The 18,628-nt window shown below is 69.8% G+C and carries 14 protein-coding genes; 9 read left to right on the top strand and 5 right to left on the bottom strand.

Annotated features, from left to right (window positions below; genetic code table 11):
- The first annotated feature begins 119 nt into the window (after positions 1–119).
- Positions 120–1,967: an ABC transporter ATP-binding protein gene (locus IE246_RS16240; RefSeq protein WP_189991490.1), complete on the top strand. Its 1,848-nt coding sequence runs from the start codon at positions 120–122 to the stop codon at positions 1,965–1,967.
- A gap of 22 nt (positions 1,968–1,989) precedes the next feature.
- On the top strand, positions 1,990–2,523 hold the full coding sequence (locus IE246_RS28135) for a GIY-YIG nuclease family protein (RefSeq protein ID WP_308434494.1): 534 nt from the start codon (positions 1,990–1,992) through the stop codon (positions 2,521–2,523).
- Between the two features lie 59 nt (positions 2,524–2,582).
- On the opposite strand, the gene ppdK is transcribed toward IE246_RS28135, so the two are convergent.
- The 4 genes from ppdK to IE246_RS16215 all read right to left on the bottom strand — a co-directional run bounded on the left by ppdK (position 2,583) and on the right by IE246_RS16215 (position 9,493).
- Positions 2,583–5,267, bottom strand: a complete 2,685-nt coding sequence (gene ppdK, locus IE246_RS16230) for a pyruvate, phosphate dikinase (RefSeq protein WP_189991488.1) — start codon at positions 5,265–5,267, stop codon at positions 2,583–2,585.
- Between the two features lie 19 nt (positions 5,268–5,286).
- Positions 5,287–7,488: a glycine--tRNA ligase subunit beta gene (glyS, locus tag IE246_RS16225; protein ID WP_189991486.1), complete on the bottom strand. Its 2,202-nt coding sequence runs from the start codon at positions 7,486–7,488 to the stop codon at positions 5,287–5,289.
- The gene (locus IE246_RS16220) at positions 7,481–8,431 is read right to left on the bottom strand and encodes a glycine--tRNA ligase subunit alpha (protein WP_189991484.1); all 951 of its coding nucleotides are present in this window, start codon (positions 8,429–8,431) and stop codon (positions 7,481–7,483) included. Before IE246_RS16220 ends, glyS begins: the two co-directional genes overlap by 8 nt.
- Positions 8,432–8,554: 123 nt before the next feature.
- Positions 8,555–9,493 (bottom strand): AEC family transporter, encoded by a 939-nt coding sequence (locus IE246_RS16215; protein ID WP_189991482.1) that lies wholly within the window; start codon positions 9,491–9,493, stop codon positions 8,555–8,557.
- A 185-nt stretch (positions 9,494–9,678) separates the two neighbouring features.
- On the opposite strand from IE246_RS16215, the gene IE246_RS16210 reads away from it, so the two are divergent.
- The 5 genes from IE246_RS16210 to IE246_RS16190 all read left to right on the top strand — a co-directional run bounded on the left by IE246_RS16210 (position 9,679) and on the right by IE246_RS16190 (position 14,422).
- Positions 9,679–10,311, top strand: a complete 633-nt coding sequence (locus IE246_RS16210; protein WP_189991480.1) for a trimeric intracellular cation channel family protein — start codon at positions 9,679–9,681, stop codon at positions 10,309–10,311.
- Positions 10,312–10,437: 126 nt separating this feature from the next.
- Positions 10,438–10,713 carry a hypothetical protein gene (locus IE246_RS16205; protein ID WP_189991478.1) on the top strand — a complete coding sequence of 92 codons (276 nt, stop codon included), beginning with the start codon at positions 10,438–10,440 and terminating at the stop codon, positions 10,711–10,713.
- Positions 10,714–10,791: 78 nt separating this feature from the next.
- Positions 10,792–11,550 carry an SDR family NAD(P)-dependent oxidoreductase gene (locus tag IE246_RS16200; RefSeq protein ID WP_189991476.1) on the top strand — a complete coding sequence of 253 codons (759 nt, stop codon included), beginning with the start codon at positions 10,792–10,794 and terminating at the stop codon, positions 11,548–11,550.
- Between the two features lie 4 nt (positions 11,551–11,554).
- The gene (locus IE246_RS16195; protein ID WP_189991474.1) at positions 11,555–13,360 is read left to right on the top strand and encodes an acyl-CoA dehydrogenase; all 1,806 of its coding nucleotides are present in this window, start codon (positions 11,555–11,557) and stop codon (positions 13,358–13,360) included.
- 186 nt (positions 13,361–13,546) lie between these two features.
- Entirely contained in the window at positions 13,547–14,422 is an 876-nt protein-coding gene (locus IE246_RS16190) for a 3-hydroxyacyl-CoA dehydrogenase family protein (protein WP_189991472.1), read from the top strand.
- Positions 14,423–14,437: 15 nt separating this feature from the next.
- Here the strand turns inward: IE246_RS16190 and IE246_RS16185 are convergent, their stop codons facing one another.
- Positions 14,438–15,529, bottom strand: coding sequence for a class I SAM-dependent methyltransferase (locus IE246_RS16185; protein ID WP_189991471.1), 1,092 nt, complete (start codon positions 15,527–15,529; stop codon positions 14,438–14,440).
- A gap of 210 nt (positions 15,530–15,739) precedes the next feature.
- Here IE246_RS16185 and IE246_RS16180 point away from each other — a divergent pair, with 210 nt between their 5' ends.
- Positions 15,740–17,896 (top strand): Fe-S protein, encoded by a 2,157-nt coding sequence (locus IE246_RS16180; RefSeq protein WP_189991468.1) that lies wholly within the window; start codon positions 15,740–15,742, stop codon positions 17,894–17,896.
- 73 nt (positions 17,897–17,969) lie between these two features.
- Positions 17,970–18,575 (top strand): glutathione S-transferase family protein, encoded by a 606-nt coding sequence (locus tag IE246_RS16175; RefSeq protein ID WP_189991466.1) that lies wholly within the window; start codon positions 17,970–17,972, stop codon positions 18,573–18,575.
- Positions 18,576–18,628: the final 53 nt, after the last annotated feature.

Raw genomic sequence — 18,628 nt, 5'->3', positions numbered from 1 at the left:
CGCCTGACATGCGACGCGGATCGCGGGACCTGAGTTCCGCCTGACCGCTTCACCCGATCACGCGACCGGTGATGCCCCCGAGAGGGCACTCCAATTTCCCGCGTGCGTGGAGCGAAGCGATGATCCGCTGGATCGAGACCTATCTGGACCCCTTCTCGTCGGACCGGCTGGACCAGCCGCCCCAGCGGCTCGCCGCATTCTTCCGGCACTACCTGATGCAGGCCTGGGGGATGTTCGCCCTGACCCTGTTCACCGCCGCCCTGGTGGCGGTGCTGGGGGCGGCGCTGTACGCCTATGTCGGCGTCCTGATCGACCGCATCGAGCAGGCCCCGGACGCGCACAGCTTCTTCGCCGACAATTTGGGCCTGCTGATCGGCGTCACGATCCTGGTGGCCGTGCTGACCCCCGGGGTCGACGCGGTCCACATCCTGGTGATGAACCAGGGCATCGTGCCGTCCTTCACCAACCTGGTGCGCTGGCAGACCCACCGCTACGTGCTGCGGCAGTCCATGGGCTTCTTCCAGGACGACTTCGCCGGGCGGATCGCCAACAAGGTCCTGCAGACCTCGCTCGGCCTGCGCCGGGCGGTGGCGGAGTTCATCAACGCGGTCTGGTACGTGTCGGTGTTCGTGGTCAGCGCCCTGGCGATCCTGGCCGACAACGACTGGCGGCTGGCGATCCCCCTGCTGGCCTGGATCGCGCTGTACGCCGCCGCGCTGCGGCACTGGGTGCCCGAGATCAAGCAGCGCTCGACCGTGTCGTCGGAGGCGTACTCCCGGCTGACCGGGCGGGTCGTGGACAGCTACACCAACATCCTGACGGTCAAGCTGTTCAGCCACGCCAACCGCGAGGACGACTACGCCCGGGCCGGCATCGCCGAGCAGAACGTGCGGACCACGGAGCTGCTGCGCTCGCTCACCGCGATCAACATCGTGGTCGGCGCCCTGCACTCGTTCCTGATCGTGTCGGTCGGCGGCACGGCGCTGTGGCTGTGGTCGGTGCAGGAGCTCAGCGTCGGCGCGGTCGCCGCCAGCATCGGCCTGGCCATGCGGATCTCGATGATGTCGCACTGGATCATGAACGTCGCCACCGGCATCGCCGAGAACGTCGGCGTGGTGCAGGAGGGCATCGGCACGATCTCGCGGCCGCATGCGGTGGTCGACCGGCCGGACGCGGCGGCGTTGCGGGTCGACCGGGGCGAGGTGCGCTACGAGCACATCGGCTTCCGCTACGGCCAGGCGGCGGCGGTGATCGAGGACCTGTCGCTGACCGTTGCACCCGGCGAGAAGGTCGGGCTGGTCGGCCGCTCCGGGGCCGGCAAGTCGACCCTGGTGCAGCTGCTGCTGCGGTTCCACGACCTCGACGGCGGCCGAATCCTGATCGACGGCCAGGACGTCCGGAACGTCAGCCAGGAGAGCCTGCGCCACGCCATCGGCATGGTCACCCAGGACACCTCGCTGCTGCATCGCTCGGTCGCCGACAACATCCGCTACGGGCATCCCGAGGCGACGATGGAGCAGGTGATCGAGGCGGCCCGGCAGGCCCATGCCCACGACTTCATCCTCGGGCTGGAGGACCGCAACGGGCGGCGCGGCTACGACGCCCAGGTCGGCGAGCGCGGGGTGAAGCTGTCGGGCGGCCAGCGCCAGCGGGTGGCGATCGCGCGGGTTCTGCTGAAGAACGCGCCGATCCTGATCCTGGACGAGGCGACCTCGGCGCTCGACAGCGAGGTCGAGGCGGCGATCCAGGAGCAGCTGTTCAACCTGATGGCCGGCAAGACCGTGATCGCCATCGCCCACCGGCTGTCGACCATCGCGGCGATGGACCGGCTGGTGATCATGGACCGCGGCCGGATCGTCGAGCAGGGCAGCCACAACGAGCTGCTGCGGCGCGGCGGCCTGTACGCCGACATGTGGAGCCGACAGGCCGGCGGCTTCCTGGCCGAGGACACGGTGGCGGCAGAGTAACGGCCGCCACCGTGGGCCTCGAGTGCGCCCCCACTACCTGACGTCATCCCGGCCCGCTTCACCGAAGGTGGAGCGGAGCCGGGACCCACCCGCTGCCCCGAAGTGGCCGTGCCCATCGAGCGCCCCATGGGTCCCGGATCGGCCGCGCTGTCGCGCGCCCGTCCGGGATGACGTCAATTTGGGAATCGGCGTTTTGCGGCCTCCGCCTGCCATAGCCTCCGCATGGCAGACCCGACCCTGCGTCTACATCCTCGCGTCCCGCCGGCACGGAACGCTCTACGTCGGGGTGACCGGCGATCTGGTCCGGCGCGTGTGGGTGCATCGCGAGCATCCGTCGGGCTTCTGCGCGCACTACCGTGTCGACCGGCTGGTCTGGTACGAACCACAGACCGACATGATCGCCGCCATCGCCTTCGAGAAGCGCCTCAAACGCTGGCGGCGAGCCTGGAAGATCGCCCTGATCGAAAAGCAGAACCCGGACTGGAGAGACCTCTATCCGGAGCTGACAACAGGCACCGCCGGTCTCCAGGCCATCGAACGGCCATCGAGACAATGACCTCATCCCGGACGGCCACGCGCCAGTGTGGCCGATCCGGGACCCAGCAAGGCCCACGCCTACTCCGCCGCCAGCTTCTGCGACTGCAGGGCGATGGTGGCCTGGGCGGCCGACAGGCGGGCGATCGGCACGCGGAACGGCGAGCAGCTGACGTAGTCGAGGCCGACGGTCTCGCAGAACCCGATCGAGGCCGGGTCGCCGCCGTGCTCGCCGCAGATCCCGAGCTTGAGGCCCGGGCGGGCGGCGCGGCCGCGCTCGGCGGCGATCTTCACCAGCTCGCCGACGCCCTCCTGGTCGAGGCTGACGAACGGATCGGCCTCCAGCAGCCCCTTGTCGACGTACTCGCCGAGGAACGAGCCGGCGTCGTCGCGCGACAGGCCGAACGCGGTCTGGGTGAGGTCGTTGGTGCCGAAGCTGAAGAACTCGGCGACATTGGCGATCTTGCCGGCCTGCAGGGCGGCGCGCGGCAGCTCGATCATGGTGCCGACCATGTATTCGAGCGCGACGCCGCTGGCCGCCTTCACCTCGCCGGCGACCCGGTCGATGATCGCCTTCAGGACCGCGATCTCCTTCTCGGTCGCGGCCAGCGGGATCATCACCTCCGGCACCGGCGCGTCCTCGCCGGCCTTGGCCACCTCGGCCGCCGCCTCGAAGATCGCCCGGGCCTGCATCTCGCAGATCTCCGGGAAGGTGATGGCCAGCCGGCAGCCGCGGTGGCCGAGCATCGGGTTGGCCTCCTTCAGCTCCAGCGCGCGCCGGCGCACGGTCTCGACCGAGATGCCGGCGGCCTCGGCCACCTGCTTCATCTCGGCATCGGTGTGCGGCAGGAACTCGTGCAGCGGCGGGTCCAGCAGGCGGATGGTCACCGGCAGGCCGGCCATGATCCGGAACAGCTCGACGAAGTCCTGGCGCTGGTACGGCAGCAGCTTGGCGAGCGCAGCGCGCCGGCCCTTCTCGTCGGTGGCGACGATCATCTCGCGCATCGCGACGATGCGGTCGCCCTCGAAGAACATGTGCTCGGTCCGGCACAGCCCGATGCCCTCGGCGCCGAACTCGCGGGCGGCGCGGGCGTCGGCCGGGGTCTCGGCGTTGGTGCGAACCCGCATCCGGCGGACCTTGTCGGCCCACTCCATGATGGTCGCGAAGTTGCCGGACAGCTCGGGCTGCACGGTCGGGACCTCGCCCAGCATCACCTCGCCGGTGCCGCCGTCGATGGTGACCCTGTCGCCCGCCTTCACCGTGACGTCGCCGACGAAGAAGCTGCCGTCGGCGTAGTCGACGCGGATTTGGCCGGCGCCGGACACGCAGGGCCGGCCCATGCCGCGCGCCACCACCGCGGCGTGGCTGGTCATGCCGCCGCGGGTGGTCAGGATGCCCTCGGCGGCGTGCATGCCGTGGATGTCCTCGGGGCTGGTCTCGACCCGCACCAGGATCACCCGTTCGCCCTTGCGGGCCTCGGTCTCGGCCTCGTCGGCCGAGAACACCACCTTGCCCGAGGCCGCACCCGGCGACGCCGGCAGGCCCTTGGCGACGACCCTGCGCTCGGCCTTCGGGTCCAGGGTCGGGTGCAGCAGCTGGTCGAGACCGCGCGGCTCGATGCGGCTGACCGCCTCGTCGTGGGTGATCAGGCCCTCGGCCGCCATCTCGACGGCGATCCGCAGGGCGGCGTGCACGGTGCGCTTCCCGTTGCGGGTCTGCAGCATGTACAGCTTCTTCTGCTGCACCGTGAACTCGATGTCCTGCATGTCGCGGTAGTGCTGCTCCAGGGTCCGGCGGACCTCGGCGAGCTGGGCGAACACCTCCGGCATGGCCTCTTCCATGGCCGGCAGGTCGGAGCCCTGGGCGCGCTTGGCGGCGACCGTGAGCTGCTGCGGCGTGCGGATGCCGGCGACCACGTCCTCGCCCTGGGCGTTGATCAGGAACTCGCCGTAGAACACGTTCTCGCCGGTCGACGGGTCGCGGGTGAACGCCACGCCGGTGGCGCAGTCGCTGCCCATGTTGCCGAACACCATGGCCTGGACGTTGACCGCGGTGCCCCACTCCTCGGGGATCGAGTTCAGCTTGCGGTAGACGATGGCGCGCTGGTTCATCCAGGAGCCGAACACCGCGCCGACCGCGCCCCACAGCTGGTCGCGCGGGTCCTCCGGGAACGGCTCGCCGGTCTCCTGCTTGACCTTGTCCTTGAAGCGCTGGGTCAGGGCGGCCAGGTCGTCGGCGTCGAGGGCGGTGTCGAGTTCGACCCCCTTCTCCTCCTTCGCCAGGTCCATCAGCTCCTCGAAGTGGTAGTGGTCGACCCCCAGCACCACGTCGGAGTACATCTGGATGAAACGGCGATAGCTGTCGTAGGCGAAGCGGCGATCGCCCGACCGGTTGATCAGCCCGACCACCGTGGTGTCGTTCAGCCCGAGGTTCAGGACCGTGTCCATCATGCCCGGCATCGAGGCGCGGGCGCCGGAGCGCACCGACACCAGCAGCGGGTTGTCGGCATCGCCGAACTTCGCACCGACCTCGGCCTCGATGGCGGCGAGCGCGGCCTCGACCTGGCCTTGCAGCTCGTCCGGGTACTTGCGGCCGTTGGCGTAGTAGTAGGTGCAGACCTCGGTGGTGACGGTGAAGCCCGGCGGCACCGGAAGGCCGATCGAGCTCATCTCGGCCAGGTTCGCGCCCTTGCCGCCCAGCAGGTTCTTCATGTCGGCCCGGCCGTCCGCCGTGCCGCCGCCGAAGCCGTACACCCACTTGGTCATCATCGCACCCTCTTGGTGTTCAACCCTCGATTTTCGAGAAGTCGGCAACTTGGTTCATCGTTCGCACAATACTCGAGAGAAATCTCAAGCGATTCTCCCGACGGGTAGCGTCGGCGTCGTTGACAGTCACTTTCTCGAAGTACCGGTCAACCGGCCCTCTCAACGTCGCCAAAAGTCTCATTGCGTCAGTGAATTTTTCGTCAACCAGCAGCGGCTCGATCTTCTCATCCACCTCGCCAAGGGCGTGCATGAGCTCGACTTCAGCACTTTCGTTCGGATCGCTAAAGGCAGCGAACTGACTGATCTCCGGCCAGCTCTCGTAAGTACGACCGTCCTTCTTTTCTTCGATGCGCACGATATTCGCAGCGCGCCGGAACCCGGTCAGCAGGTTGGCGCCGTCGTCGGTGCCGAGGAAGTCGGCCAGCGCATGGACCCGCGCCAGCAGCCGGACCAGGTCGTCCTCGCCACCCAGCTCGAACACCGCGGCGATCAGGTCGTGCCGCACGCCCTGCTCGCGCAGGTGGACCTTCAGGCGGTCGGCGAAGAACGCCAGCAATGCCGCCACAACATCATCGCAGCTAAGAAGCGCCCCTTGCTCAGAGGATTCGCCATCCTCTTGGCCCAAATGCTCACTGAACCGCTCGAAGCCCGTCACATGATTGGCGATGGGCCAATAGGCAGATGCGAGCATCTCGGCGAGGGGAAGCCTGAGGTCATTTTCCAAGATAAGTCTGATCACCCCGAGCGCGGCGCGGCGCAGCGCGAACGGGTCCTTGGAGCCGGTCGGCCTCTCGTCGATCGCGAAGAACCCGACCAGGGTGTCCATCTTGTCGGCCAGCGCGACCGCGACCGAGACCGGTGCGGTCGGGCAGGTGTCGGACGGGCCGAGCGGCGAGTAGTGCTCGGCGATCGCGTCGGCGACCGCCGGGTCCTCGCCGGAATCGAGGGCGTAGTAGCGGCCCATGATGCCCTGCAGCTCGGGGAACTCACCGACCATGCCGGTGGTCAGGTCGGCCTTGCTGAGGGTCGCGGCGTGCCGCGCCAGCTCCGGATCGGCGCCGATCCGGCCGGCGATCTCGGCTGCCAGCGTGGCGAACCGCTCGACCTTGTCTGCGATTGTCCCAAGGCTCTCGTAGAACTTGACGTCCTGCAGCGCCGCGCGCCGGTCGGCCAGCCGGACCTTGCGGTCCTGGTCCCAGAAGAACTTGGCGTCCGACAGCCGGGCGCGCAGCACCTTCTCGTTGCCGGCGACGATGTTGGCGTCGCGCTTCGGCTCGCTCGCCATGTTGGCGACCACCGCGAACCGGTCGGCCAGCGCCCCGTCGGCGGTCTCCAGCGCGAAGTACTTCTGGTGGCTGCGCATCGAGGTGACCAGCACCTCCTTCGGCACGCCCATGAACTGGTCGTCGATGCGGCCCAGCATCGGTACCGGCCACTCGACCAGACCGCAGACCTCCTCCAGCAGGCCCGGATCGCCCTTGAACACCAGCCCGGCTTCGGCGGCCAGGGCGGCGATGCCGTCGGCGATGATCCGCTTGCGCTCCTCGCGGTCGAGGATCACGCAGGCGTCCTTCAGCTTCGCCTTGTAGTCGGCGAACGACCCGACCGCGAACGGTTCGGGCGCCAGGAAGCGGTGGCCACGCGTGGTGTTGGAGGCGCGGATGGTGCCCGCGGCGGTCGGCGCCTCGGCCTCCTCCTTGGTGCGCAGCAGGTGGAAGTCGAGGTCGAGCGGCTTGCCGTCGACGATCGCCAGGATCGAGTGCAGCGGCCGCACCCAGCGGAAGTCGTTGCGCCCCCAGCGCATCGACTTCGGCCACGGCATTTCCGAGATCGCCTCGAACAGCAGGTACGGCAGGTAGGTCTCGAGCGGCGCACCGGCGATGTGGCGGACCGCGAAGTAGAAGTCGCCCTTGTCGGTCGCCCGGATCTCGGCCTGGTCGATCGACTCCAGACCGGCGCCCTTCAGGAAGCCCTGCACCGCCTTGTCGGGCGAGCCGACCTTCGGGCCCTTGCGCTCCTCGGTGCGGTCCGGCTGGCGGGCCGGCAGGCCGTCGATCGCCAGCGCCAGCCGGCGCGGCGTGACGTGCGCCTCGGCCGACGCGAATCCCAGGCCGGCGGCCTTGAGCTTGGCCGTGACCAGCCCCTTCAGGTCCTCGGCGGCGCGCGCCTGCATGCGCGCCGGGATCTCCTCGGAGAACAGCTCGACGAGCAGTTCAGCCATTGCTGCGGCGCTCCCGCTTCTTCTGCTCCCAGTCGGCCTTCCAGGCCGTGCTGGTCTCCACCCACTTCTCGCAGCACGCCTTGGCCAGCGCCCGCACCCGGCCGATATAGGCCTGGCGCTCGGTCACGCTGATCACCCCGCGGGCGTCCAGCAGGTTGAAGCTGTGGCTGGCCTTCATGCACTGGTCGTAGGCCGGCAACGGCATCGGCTTGTCGGCCGCCAGCAGCCTCTGGCAGGTGCGCTCGGCGTCCTCGAAATGCCGGAACAGGGTCTCGGCGTCGGAGAACTCGAAATTGAAGGTCGAGAACTCCAGCTCGGCCTGCTTGTAGACGTCGCCGTAGACCTTGCCGCCCTGGTCCTTCGGGATGCCGTCCCAGTCCAGGTCGTAGACGTCGTCGACCCCCTGGATGTACATCGCCAGCCGCTCCAGGCCGTAGGTCAGCTCCAGGCTTACCGGCGCGCAGTCGATGCCGCCGACCTGCTGGAAGTAGGTGTACTGCGACACCTCCATGCCGTCGCACCAGACCTCCCAGCCGAGCCCCCAGGCCCCCAGGGTCGGGCTCTCCCAGTCGTCCTCGACGAACCGGATGTCGTGCTCCATCGGGTCCAGGCCGATGGCGCGCAGCGAGCCGAGATAGAGCTCCTGGCTGTCGACCGGCGACGGCTTGATGAGGACCTGGAACTGGTAATAGTGCTGCAGCCGGTTCGGGTTCTCGCCATAGCGCCCGTCGGTCGGCCGCCGCGACGGCTGCACGTAGGCCGCCTTCCAGATGTCGTCCGGACCGAGCGAACGCAGCGTGGTCGCCGGGTGGAAAGTACCCGCGCCCACTTCCATATCGTATGGCTGCAGGATCAGGCAGCCCTTGCTGGCCCAGTAGCTCTGCAGGGTCAGGATCAGGTTCTGGAAGGCGAACCGGCTGTCCGGTCTGTCCCCATCGGGCATGGCACGACTCGCACGTCACGATTCATGGCCGCTTTCGCGGGTGCGAGAAACTAGACGGCAGGGTCCGGGGAATCAAGCAGACTCACGGCCGCACGCCACGGCCGGACCGCGGCCGGCCCTGCCCTATCCGAGCAGGCTGCCGAGCAGCCACACGGTCAGCGGCAGGGTGACGAACGCAAGTGCGGTCTGGACCGTGATGATCGTGGCCATCAGCGGCGCGTCGCCGCCCATCGCCCGGGCCAGCGTATAGCCCGACGCCGCCGTCGGCACCGCCCCGAACAGCCCGGCGACCGTCACCGCCATCGGCGACAGCCCGGTCCACACCGCCAGCCCGACCAGGACCGCCGGGAACACCACCATCTTGCCGACGGTCGACAGCAGGGCCGGGCCGACCGACGCGGTCATCTCCCGCACCCGGATGTTGGCGCCGACGCACAGCAGCACCACCGGCAGCGCCGCCTGCCCGAGGATCGCCGTCACGTCGTGCAGCACCGGGATGAGCCCGACGCCCGACAGGTTGACCGCCACCCCGCCGAGCACCGAGATCAGCAGCGGGTTGCGCGCCAGGTCGCGGGCGATCGCGGTGGCCAGCCCGAGGCCGCCGGCCGCCCGGCCGCGCAGCATGGTGACCATCAGCGACACCACCGTGATGTTGGTCACCGGGATCAGCAGCGCGGTCGCCAGCGCCGCCATCGCCAGCCCCTCGCCGCCGTACAGCCGCTCGGCGGCGGCCAGCGCGATGAAGGTGTTGTGCCGGCCCGCCCCCTGCAGCACCGAGGTGGCGGTCGGCCCCGGCAGCCGGAACACCGCCGTCGACAGCAGCGCGAACGCGACCGCGCCGCCGAAGCCGCCGAGGATCACCACCGCGTAGTCGCCGACCAGCTCGCCGGACAGCTCGATGGTCGAGGTCTTGTAGAACAGCAGGCTCGGGAACAGCACCCAATAGACCAGCTTGTCGTTCAGGTTCCAGAACTCGACCGACGGGATGCCGCCGCGCCGCAGCCCGTGGCCGAGGACGATCAGCAGGAAGATCGGGGCGATCGACAGCAGGATCGCGATCATGCGGGCTCCGGAGAGGACGACAGGGTTCGACGACCAGTGCCGCTCAGCGCGGCCGGTACCGCTGCATTACCGCGCAGAGGCGGCCGCGGTCGATCCCCCAATCCGGGTCGCAACACTTCGCCCGGCGCCCCTCGTTCCTGCCATACTCCCGCCGGCAAGCCCGGGGTCGACCGAGGGAGGGACGGATGGCTGGATGGGTGGCGTGGCTGGATCTGCTCGGTGTCGCGGTGTTCGCGGCAACCGGGGCGCTGGTGGCCTCGCGCAAGCAGATGGACCTGATCGGCTTCGGCCTGATGGCGACCGCCACCGGCATCGGCGGCGGCACCCTGCGCGACGTACTGCTGGGCCGGCCGGTGTTCTGGATCGCCGACGGCCGCTATCTCGCGGTCTGCCTCGGCATCGCCGTGCTGGTCTATGTCGGCGCCCATGTGGTGCAGCGCCGGTTCGTCGCCCTGCTGTGGGCGGATGCGATCGGCATCGCCGCCTATGCGGTGATGGGCGCCGAGCTCGGCCTGCGTTCCGGCGCCGCCGCCGCCGTCGCCGTGGTGCTCGGGGTGATGACCGCGACCTTCGGCGGGCTGATCCGCGACGTGCTGTGCCAGGAGACCCCGCTGATCCTGCGCCGCGAGGTGTACGCGACCGCGGTCGCCGCCGGCGCCGGGACCTATGTGGCGGCGCTGGCGCTCGGCGCCGGCAAGCCCTGGGCGGCGGCGCTCGGCTTCCTGGTCGGCTTCGCGATCCGGGGCGGCGGCATCCAGTTCGGCTGGACCCTGCCGACCTACAAGCCGCGGCCGGGGCGGGAATACCCGGTCGAGTGACGCCGCACCGTTAACGTCCTGGTGAGCCCCGGGTGCTAAGCTGGGTTTGCACGACCACATCCCAGAGGAGCGGCTCGGACCGGCTCACTCGGTGCTTGCCGCACTGGTCTCACGAGAGGCCTGGCGATGACCAAGGGACTCATCTTCCTGATCCTGCTCGGTTGCGACGACAGCGGCACCCTGTGCGACGTGCTTGCCCAACCGCCGGAATCCTACGCGAGCCGCGAGGCCTGTCAGGTCGCGGCCGACCGGCTGCTCGACGGTTCCTTCGGCTACCCCTATCCGGTGCTGGCCACCCAGTGCGGCACCGAGACCGAGATGGCCGCCCTGCTCGGCGCGGTCGCCGCGCCGGAGGCGCTCACCGCCGCCGGCAAGCCCCCAGTCCCGCCCGGCGACCGGTAGCCCCGCCGGTCGGGTTTGCGCCGCACAACGCTCCCGGCTATGAGTCGCGGCACGCTGCGACCGGACGGAGATCGACAGATGGCTGACGCCTTCAACCTCACCGGCAGGACCGCCCTGGTGACGGGGGCCAGCCAGGGCCTCGGTGCCGGCTTCGCCGTCACGCTGGCCGCGGCCGGCGCCAAGGTGGCGTTGGCGGCCCGCCAGGCCGGCAAGCTGGCCGAGCTGCAGAAGACCATCGAGGATGCCGGCGGCACCGCCCACGCGGTCGCCATGGACGTCACCGACGCCGCCTCGGTGCGGGCCGCCTTCGACGACGCCGAGGCCGCGCTGGGGCCGGTCGACGTGCTGGTGAACAACGCCGGCATCGCCATCCCCAAGCCGTTCCTCGAGGTTACCGAGGCGGACTGGGACGCGGTCGTCGACACCAACCTCAAGGGCTGCTTCCTGGCCGGCCAGGAGGCCGCGCGGCGGATGTCGCAGCACGGCGGCGGCTCGATCATCAACATCTCCAGCGTGCTCGGCCAGCAGGTGATCGGCCAGCTCGCCAGCTACTGCGCCTCCAAGGCCGGGCTGATCCACCTGACCAAGGCGATGGGGCTGGAGCTGGCGCGGGTCGGGGTGCGGGTCAACGCGATCTGCCCCGGCTACATCGAGACCCCGATGAACAGCGAGTTCTTCCACAGCCCGGCCGGCGAGAAGCTGGTCAAGGGCATCGCCCAGCGCCGGCTCGGCCAGGCCGACGACCTGGACGGCGCCCTGCTGCTGCTGGCCTCCGACGCCTCGCGCTACATGACCGGGACGGTGGTCACCGTCGACGGCGGCTTCCTGCTGGGGTGACACGATGGCGGTGCCGCTGATCGACCGGGACGACCTGGATTTCACGCTGTGGCGGGTGCTCGGCGCCGAGTCTCTCACCCGCTACCCGCGCTTCGCCGAGCACGACCGCGGCACCTTCAGCCAAGTGATCGAGACCGCCCGGGCGATCGCCGAGGACAAGTTCCGCCCGCACGCCGCCAAGTCCGACGCCAACGAGCCGCGCATCGAGAACGGCAAGGTGGTGCTGATCCCGGAGATCGGCGAGGCGCTGCAGGCGTTCGCCGAGGCCGGCTTCCTGGCCGCCCACCACGACGCCGAGATCGGCGGGCTGCAGCTGCCCTGGACCATCCAGCAGGCCGCCTTCGCCCACTTCAAGGCGGCCAACACCCCGACCGTCGGCTACGCCTTCCTGACCATCGCCGCCGCCAACCTGATCCACGCGCACGGTTCCGCTGAGCAGAAGCGGCTGTGGATGCAGCCGATGCTGGACGGCCGCACCTTCGGGACCATGGCGCTGTCGGAGCCGCATGCCGGCTCGTCGCTGTCGGACGTGCGCACGGCGGCAAGGCAGCTCGACGGCGACCGCTACGCCATCAAGGGGTCCAAGATGTGGACCTCGGCCGGCGAGCACGAGCTGACCCGCAACATCGTGCACATGACGCTGGCCCGCATCGAGGGCGCGCCGCCGGGGGTGAAGGGCCTGTCGCTGTTCATCGTGCCGCGCTACCGGCTGGACGCGGCCGGCGAGCCGACGGTTCCGAACGACGTCACCCTGGTCGGCCTGAACCACAAGATGGGCTACCGCGGCACCGTCAACACGGCGCTGAACTTCGGCGACGGCGACGACTGCGTCGGCTATCTCGTCGGTGCGCCCGGCCGCGGCCTCGCCAACATGTTCCACATGATGAACGAGGCCCGGGTCGGCGTGGCGTTCGGCGCCATCATGCTGGCCTATGCCGGGTTCCAGGAGAGCCTGGAGTACGCCCGCACCCGGGCGCAGGGCCGGCATCCCGGCGACAAGGACCCGACCACGCCGCAGCTGCCGCTGGTCGAGCACGCCGACATCCGCCGCATGCTGTTGCAGCAGAAGGCGGTGGCCGAGGGCGGGCTGATGCTGGCGCTCGACCTGGCGCTGCGCATCGACCGCCAGAAGCAGGACCCGGACGAGGCGGTGCGCCGGCACGAGGCGCTGCTGCTCGACTTCCTGACGCCGATCATCAAGGCCTGGTACTCGGACCGGGCGCTGGAGGCGAACCACAACGCCATCCAGATCCTCGGCGGCTACGGCTACACCCGCGACTACCCGGTCGAGAGGATCTACCGCGACAACCGGCTGAACCCGATCCACGAGGGCACCAACGCGATCCAGGCGATCGACCTGCTGGGCCGCAAGGCGGGGATCGCCGAGGGCGCGGCGTTCCGGGCGGTGGTCGACGAGATCCGGGCGACCCTGGCCGAAGCCGAGGGCAAGCCGGAACTCGACGCGCTGCGGCGCGAGACCGCAACCGGGCTGGAGCGGCTGGTCGCGACCACCGAGACCCTGCTGACCGCCGCCCCCGACATCGGGGCGATCCGCATGCTGTCGAACGCCGCCGCCTACATGGACATGGCCGGGCTGGTGGTGTTCGGCTGGGTGTGGCTGCGCCAGGGGCTGGCGGCGCTGGCCGAGCTGCCGCAGGCGGCCGCGGGCCGGCCTCGCGATTTCCTGCTGGGCAAGCTGCAGACGGCGCGCTACGTCGCCGCCTGGGAGCTGCCGCGTACGGCCCAGCACGCCGCCCTGCTCGGCTCGCTCGACGACACGCTGACGACCATGGAGGCGAGTTGGCTGTGAGCGCTCGTCGCTTCGTGGGTTCCGGAGCCGGGCGCTCACGCGCCCTCTCCGGAATGACGAAAAGGAAGTGTGGTCCCTGACCCTGCTTCGTCATCCCGGAGGGGCTACGCGAGCAGCCGGCTCCGGGACCCACCGGCCGCCTCGACCATCGAATACAGACAGACCCGACCAACCCGGAGGAACTTGATGACCATCCAGAAGATCGGCGTGTGCGGCGCCGGCATGATGGGCTCGGAGATCGCGCTGGTGTTCGCGCTCGCCGACCACAAGGTGCGCCTGATGGACATGGACAAGGCGTTCGTCGACAAGGCGATGAAGAAGCTCGAGGCGACCCTCGACGCCGGCATCGGCCGCGGCTTCTACACCGAGGCCGACAAGCCGCGCGCGCTCGCCAACATCGAGACCGCGACCGACGTCTCGGCCTACGGTGACGTCGACCTGGTGATCGAGGCGATCACCGAGGACCAGGAGGCCAAGGGCGCGCTGTACAAGCAGCTCGACGCGGTGCTGAAGCCGGACTGCATCATCGCGTCGAACACCTCGTCGATCTCCATCACCGTGCTCTCGTCCTACTTCTCCGAGGCCCGGCAGAAGAACTTCATCGGCCTGCACTTCTTCTCGCCGGTCAGCCGCATGAAGCTGGTCGAGGTGATCACCGCAATGGACAGCGACCCGGAGGTCGTGAAGGCCGCGACCGCCGCCTGCGAGGCGATCGGCAAGAGCCCGATCCAGGTGAAGGACGTGGTCGGCTTCGCGGTCAACCGCATCCTGTTCGCCATGTGGGACGAGGCGATCCGGCTGGTCGAGGAAGGCGCCTGCACGCCCGAGGACATCGACACCGGCTGCCGGCTCGGCCTCGGCCACCCGGTCGGCCCGTTCGAGCTGATGGACAACGTCACCGTCGACCTGACCTACAAGGTGTCGCAGATCCTCGAGGACGCCTACGGCGACCGCATGCACACCCGGCCGACCATCAAGCAACTGCACGCCGCCGGCCGCCTCGGCCGCCGCTACGGCCGCGGCTGGTACCGCTACGACGAGAAGGGCAAGCGGGTCGGCTGAGGCCGGCGCCGGAACTCAGCCGCGTCGGGGGCCGAACGGATGCTCGACGCCGGTGGCCTCGAGAAACCGGTAGTCGTGGGTGGTGAGGTCCCGCGGCAGATCGATCACGTCGCGCACGTCCAGGGTCCGGGATCCGGGCCCTGGAACCGGCGCGCTCGGCGACACCTGCTCCAACCCGGGCGTCGGCGAAATCCTTAGCTTCTCGCCTTCACCGTAGCGGAAGAACTCGGTGTCCGGCGCGGCATAGAGCCAGAAGTCCTGGCCCCTGACGTTGTGGAATCCGGCCCGGCAGAACTCGGTGTGAATGTCTTTCACCTTGGACACGAACTGCATTCCGGGCGACACGTAGGCGAAGAGGCCGGGGCTACCGCCGCGCAGCAGCCTGGACGACAGCCTCAGGGTGTACCGGAGCCCGATCCGGTCCATCTCGCCGAGCATGTCCTCGGCGATGACGAGGTCGATCGCCGGCAGCTTCTCGGCCTCGAACAACTCGACGAAGTCCCACCACGGAAGGTGCACGATCGTCGCCCCCCCGTCGAGATACCGTTCCGGCGCCCGTCCTGTCTCCACGGTCTCGACGAAGTGATCACCGAAGGCGCGACGGAACAGCCGGTTCTGCCAGAGGTAGTAGCCCTCGGCATTGTCCATCAACAGGCATTGATGACCGGCGAGGCCGAGGTACAGGCCGACGTAGCCGCTGCCGGGGCCGATTTCCAGGATCCTCAGGGGCCGCCCTACAGCCTGTGCCAGGCTGGTCACCAGGCGATACAACTCGAGGCTCTTGACCGTGGTGAAGACGGGCCGAATTGACCGGCCGAAGCGTTCGCCGGTCAGTTCCTCGGCCAGGGCACACGCATCCTGGACAAGTTTGGCCTCGTGTTCCGACACGGCGAACCGCTCGGTCCAGTAGGCGATGGCCTTGCCCACGAACAGGTTGTCGACATAGCGCTGAAGCCCCCGCTCCGTCAGCGCCCGGGTCGGCATTCCCACCGCAGCGAACGTGATCGGCGAGAACGCCTGGATGGCCCGAACGCCGATGGCGTCCATCGCTTCCGCCTCGCGGGCGCGGTAGGTCTCGGAGGAAAGGAAGGGTTCGGGCGTTGTCATGGGAAGTCCTGGACGACTGCCGGCAGGGTCATCCCTCATGGAGTACGCGACCCGCATTGGCAAGCCACCAATCGACCGCATCCCGGTCCCAGGGCCGCCGGAACAAGTCGCCCCTCCTCGCCGGTCAAGCGCTGTTGACCACCGCCCCCGTTCCCACGGCTCCCCGCCCCGTCTACCCTGCCCCGTCAGCTCGTTGTGGCAGGAGGCGACGTGCTCATTCGATCGGCTTCCGAGACCCGGCCCTACCATCTCGGCCCGTTCCCGCTCGAGGTACTGAAGCGCGATCCGAGCGTCGCCGAGGTCGAGGCCGCCCGGCCCCGGGTCGCGGCACCGCCGGCCCGTCCCGCCACCGACACCGCCTTTGCCCGCGCCGCCGCGCGCTACGATGCGCTGTTCGGCGGTTTCGTCGACGGCGAGACCGCCCCGGTCCGGGCCCCGGTGCCCGACGACCTCGATCGTCGCGCCGCCGACATCAAGGGCGGGGCGTATTTCCTGAACGCCTCGCAGGTCGGGATCTGCCGGCTGCCGGCCAACGCCTGGCTGCTCGGGGCCAAGCCGGCGGCGCACGATCACGCCGTGGTCGTCCTGGTCGAGCACGCCCGGTTGCCGGAGCCGGACAACCTCGCCCGCGGCTGGATCGGCGACGCCGCGGCGGCGACCTTCGACATGCGGGCCGGCTCGCTCGCCGTGGTGGTCGCCGGGCACATCCGCCGCATGGGGTTCGCGGCGCGCGCCCACACCGCCGCCGACATGCTGGTCGACCTCAACCGGCTCGCGGTGCTGGCCGGGCTGGCGTTCCGGTCGTCCGACGGCCCGCTCAGCAACCCGTTCATCGCGGGCGGCTTCTCGCTCGCCGCCGTCACCACCGACTACGCGCTGGCGGTCGACCTGCCGCTCGACCCGACGGCCCCCGGCCCTTCCGCCCTGCGCTATTGGTGGGGCATCGACGGTGCGATGTCGGGGCGCGAGCGCCGGCGCCGGGCCGGCCGCGCCAGCCACCTCAGCGCCTATCCGATGGAGCAGGTGAAGCGGGTCGACCGGCCGACCACGCTGATCCTCGACGACGAGGTGCCGCGGGTGCCGAAGCGCGCCGCCTTCTTCGAGCGGGCGCTGCGCGGCGACCTCGGCGACAAGAGCAGGGCCGAACGCGGCCGGTTCGCCCTCAAGCACCCGTTCGCCCATGCGATGACGCCGCTGATCCGCGGCATGGTGCCGATGCAGGACGGTCCGGCGGCGGAGACCGCGCCGCACGGCCTCTCCGATCCGGCAGCCAACGCCCGGGCGGTCAAGTCGCTGTCGTACTTCCTCGGCGCCGACCTGACCGGGATCTGCGAGGTCCCGCGCTACGCCTGGTTCTCGCACAAGGAGGACGGGACCCCTATCGAGCCCTACCACCGCTACGCCGTGGTCATGCTGATCGACCAGGAGTTCGACACCATGGAGGGGGCGAGCGGCGACGACTGGATCTCCGGCGCCCAGTCGATGCGCGCCTACATGCGCGGCGCCGAGATCGCCGGGGTGATGGCCGACACCCTGCGCGACCTCGGCGTGCCGGCGCGACCGCAGACCAATTTGGACAGCGACGTGCTGCACATCCCGCTGGTGCTGTGGGCCGGCCTCGGCGAGCTGGCGCGGATCGGCGAACTGGTGCTGAACCCGTTCGTCGGCCCGCGCTTCAAGTCGGTGGTGCTGACCACCGACCTGCCGCTGGAGGTCGACCGGCCGATAGACTTCGGCCTGCAGTACTTCTGCGACCGCTGCCTGAAATGCGCCCGCGAGTGCCCGTGCGACGCCATCCCGTACGGGCCGAAGGTGATGTTCAACGGCTACGAGATGTGGAAGCCGGACGTCGAGCGCTGCACGCGCTACCGGCTGACCAACGTCAAGGGCTCGGCCTGCGGGCGCTGCATGAAGACCTGCCCGCTGAACAAGGTGATCTCCGCCGACGGGCCGCTGCTGACCCGGGTCGCGAGCTGGATGGGCGTCAACGCCATGTGGGCCAAGCCGGCGATGGTGCCGGCCGCGGTCCGGCTCGACGACGCGCTCGGCCACGGCAAGCGCAACCCGGTGAAGAAATGGTGGCTCGACCTGGAGATCGTCGACGGCGTCTGCGTGACGCCTCGCGGCACCAACGAGCGCGACATCGACCCGGCCCGGGAGGCCTCGCTCGACCCGGCGAAGCAGCGGATCGCCTACCACCACGCCGACGCGATGCCGCCTCCCGACCGCCTCGACCCCGTGCCGGTCGACCGCAAGGCGGCGCTGGCGGCGGCGGAGAGGATCGAGAGCCCGGAAGCGGCCCGCGAGCGGGTGGCACGCGGCGGGCTCCCACCTGCCCACTACACGCCGACGCCGGCTTCACGGTAGTCTGCTCCGCCGGCACCAGGGCGGCCGTCCGGCCCGCCCGCGCCGGCGTTCAGCGAACCCGGAGTTCCGCTCCATGATCGACTTCTACACCGCCGGCACCGGCAACGGCCGCCGCCCCGCCCTCATGCTCGAGGAATGCGGCCTCGCCTACACCGCCCACAAGATCGACCTGATGAAGGGCGAGGGCAAGAGCCCGGAATACCAGAAGATCAACCCGGTCGGCGCGATCCCGGCGATCGTCGACCGCGACGGCCCGGGCGGCAGGACCGTCACGCTGGCGCAGTCGGGCGCGATCCTGCTGTATCTCGCCGAGAAGACCGGCAAGTTCTGGCCGGCCGACCCGGCCGAGCGCGCCGTCCACCTGCAATGGCTGCTGTACGCGCTGACCGACGTCGCACCGACCAGCAGCGCGGTGTTCTACGCCTCCCGACTGGACGACAAGTCGGCGCAGGGCCTGTTCGAGGGCCGGCTGCTGGCGATGTTCGGCCATGTCGACCGGCGACTCGGCGAAAGCGAGTATCTGGCGGGCGGCTACGGCCTCGCCGACATGGCGCTGTACCCGGTGTACGACGGCCGCAGGGCGTTGATCGAGGCCAAGGGCGGACTGCCGAACGTCGCCCGCTGGGCCGCCGCGGTCGGCGGCCGGCCGGCCGTGCAGAAGGGCATGGCGGTGGCCTGAGCCCCCGCCGCCATCGTTTCGTGGGTCCCGGCTCTGCGCGGCTTCGCCGCTTC

The organism is Thalassobaculum fulvum (assembly GCF_014652915.1).
Taxonomy (GTDB): Bacteria; Pseudomonadota; Alphaproteobacteria; order Thalassobaculales; family Thalassobaculaceae; genus Thalassobaculum_A; species Thalassobaculum_A fulvum.
This window is presented reverse-complemented; position numbering and strand designations above follow the sequence as displayed.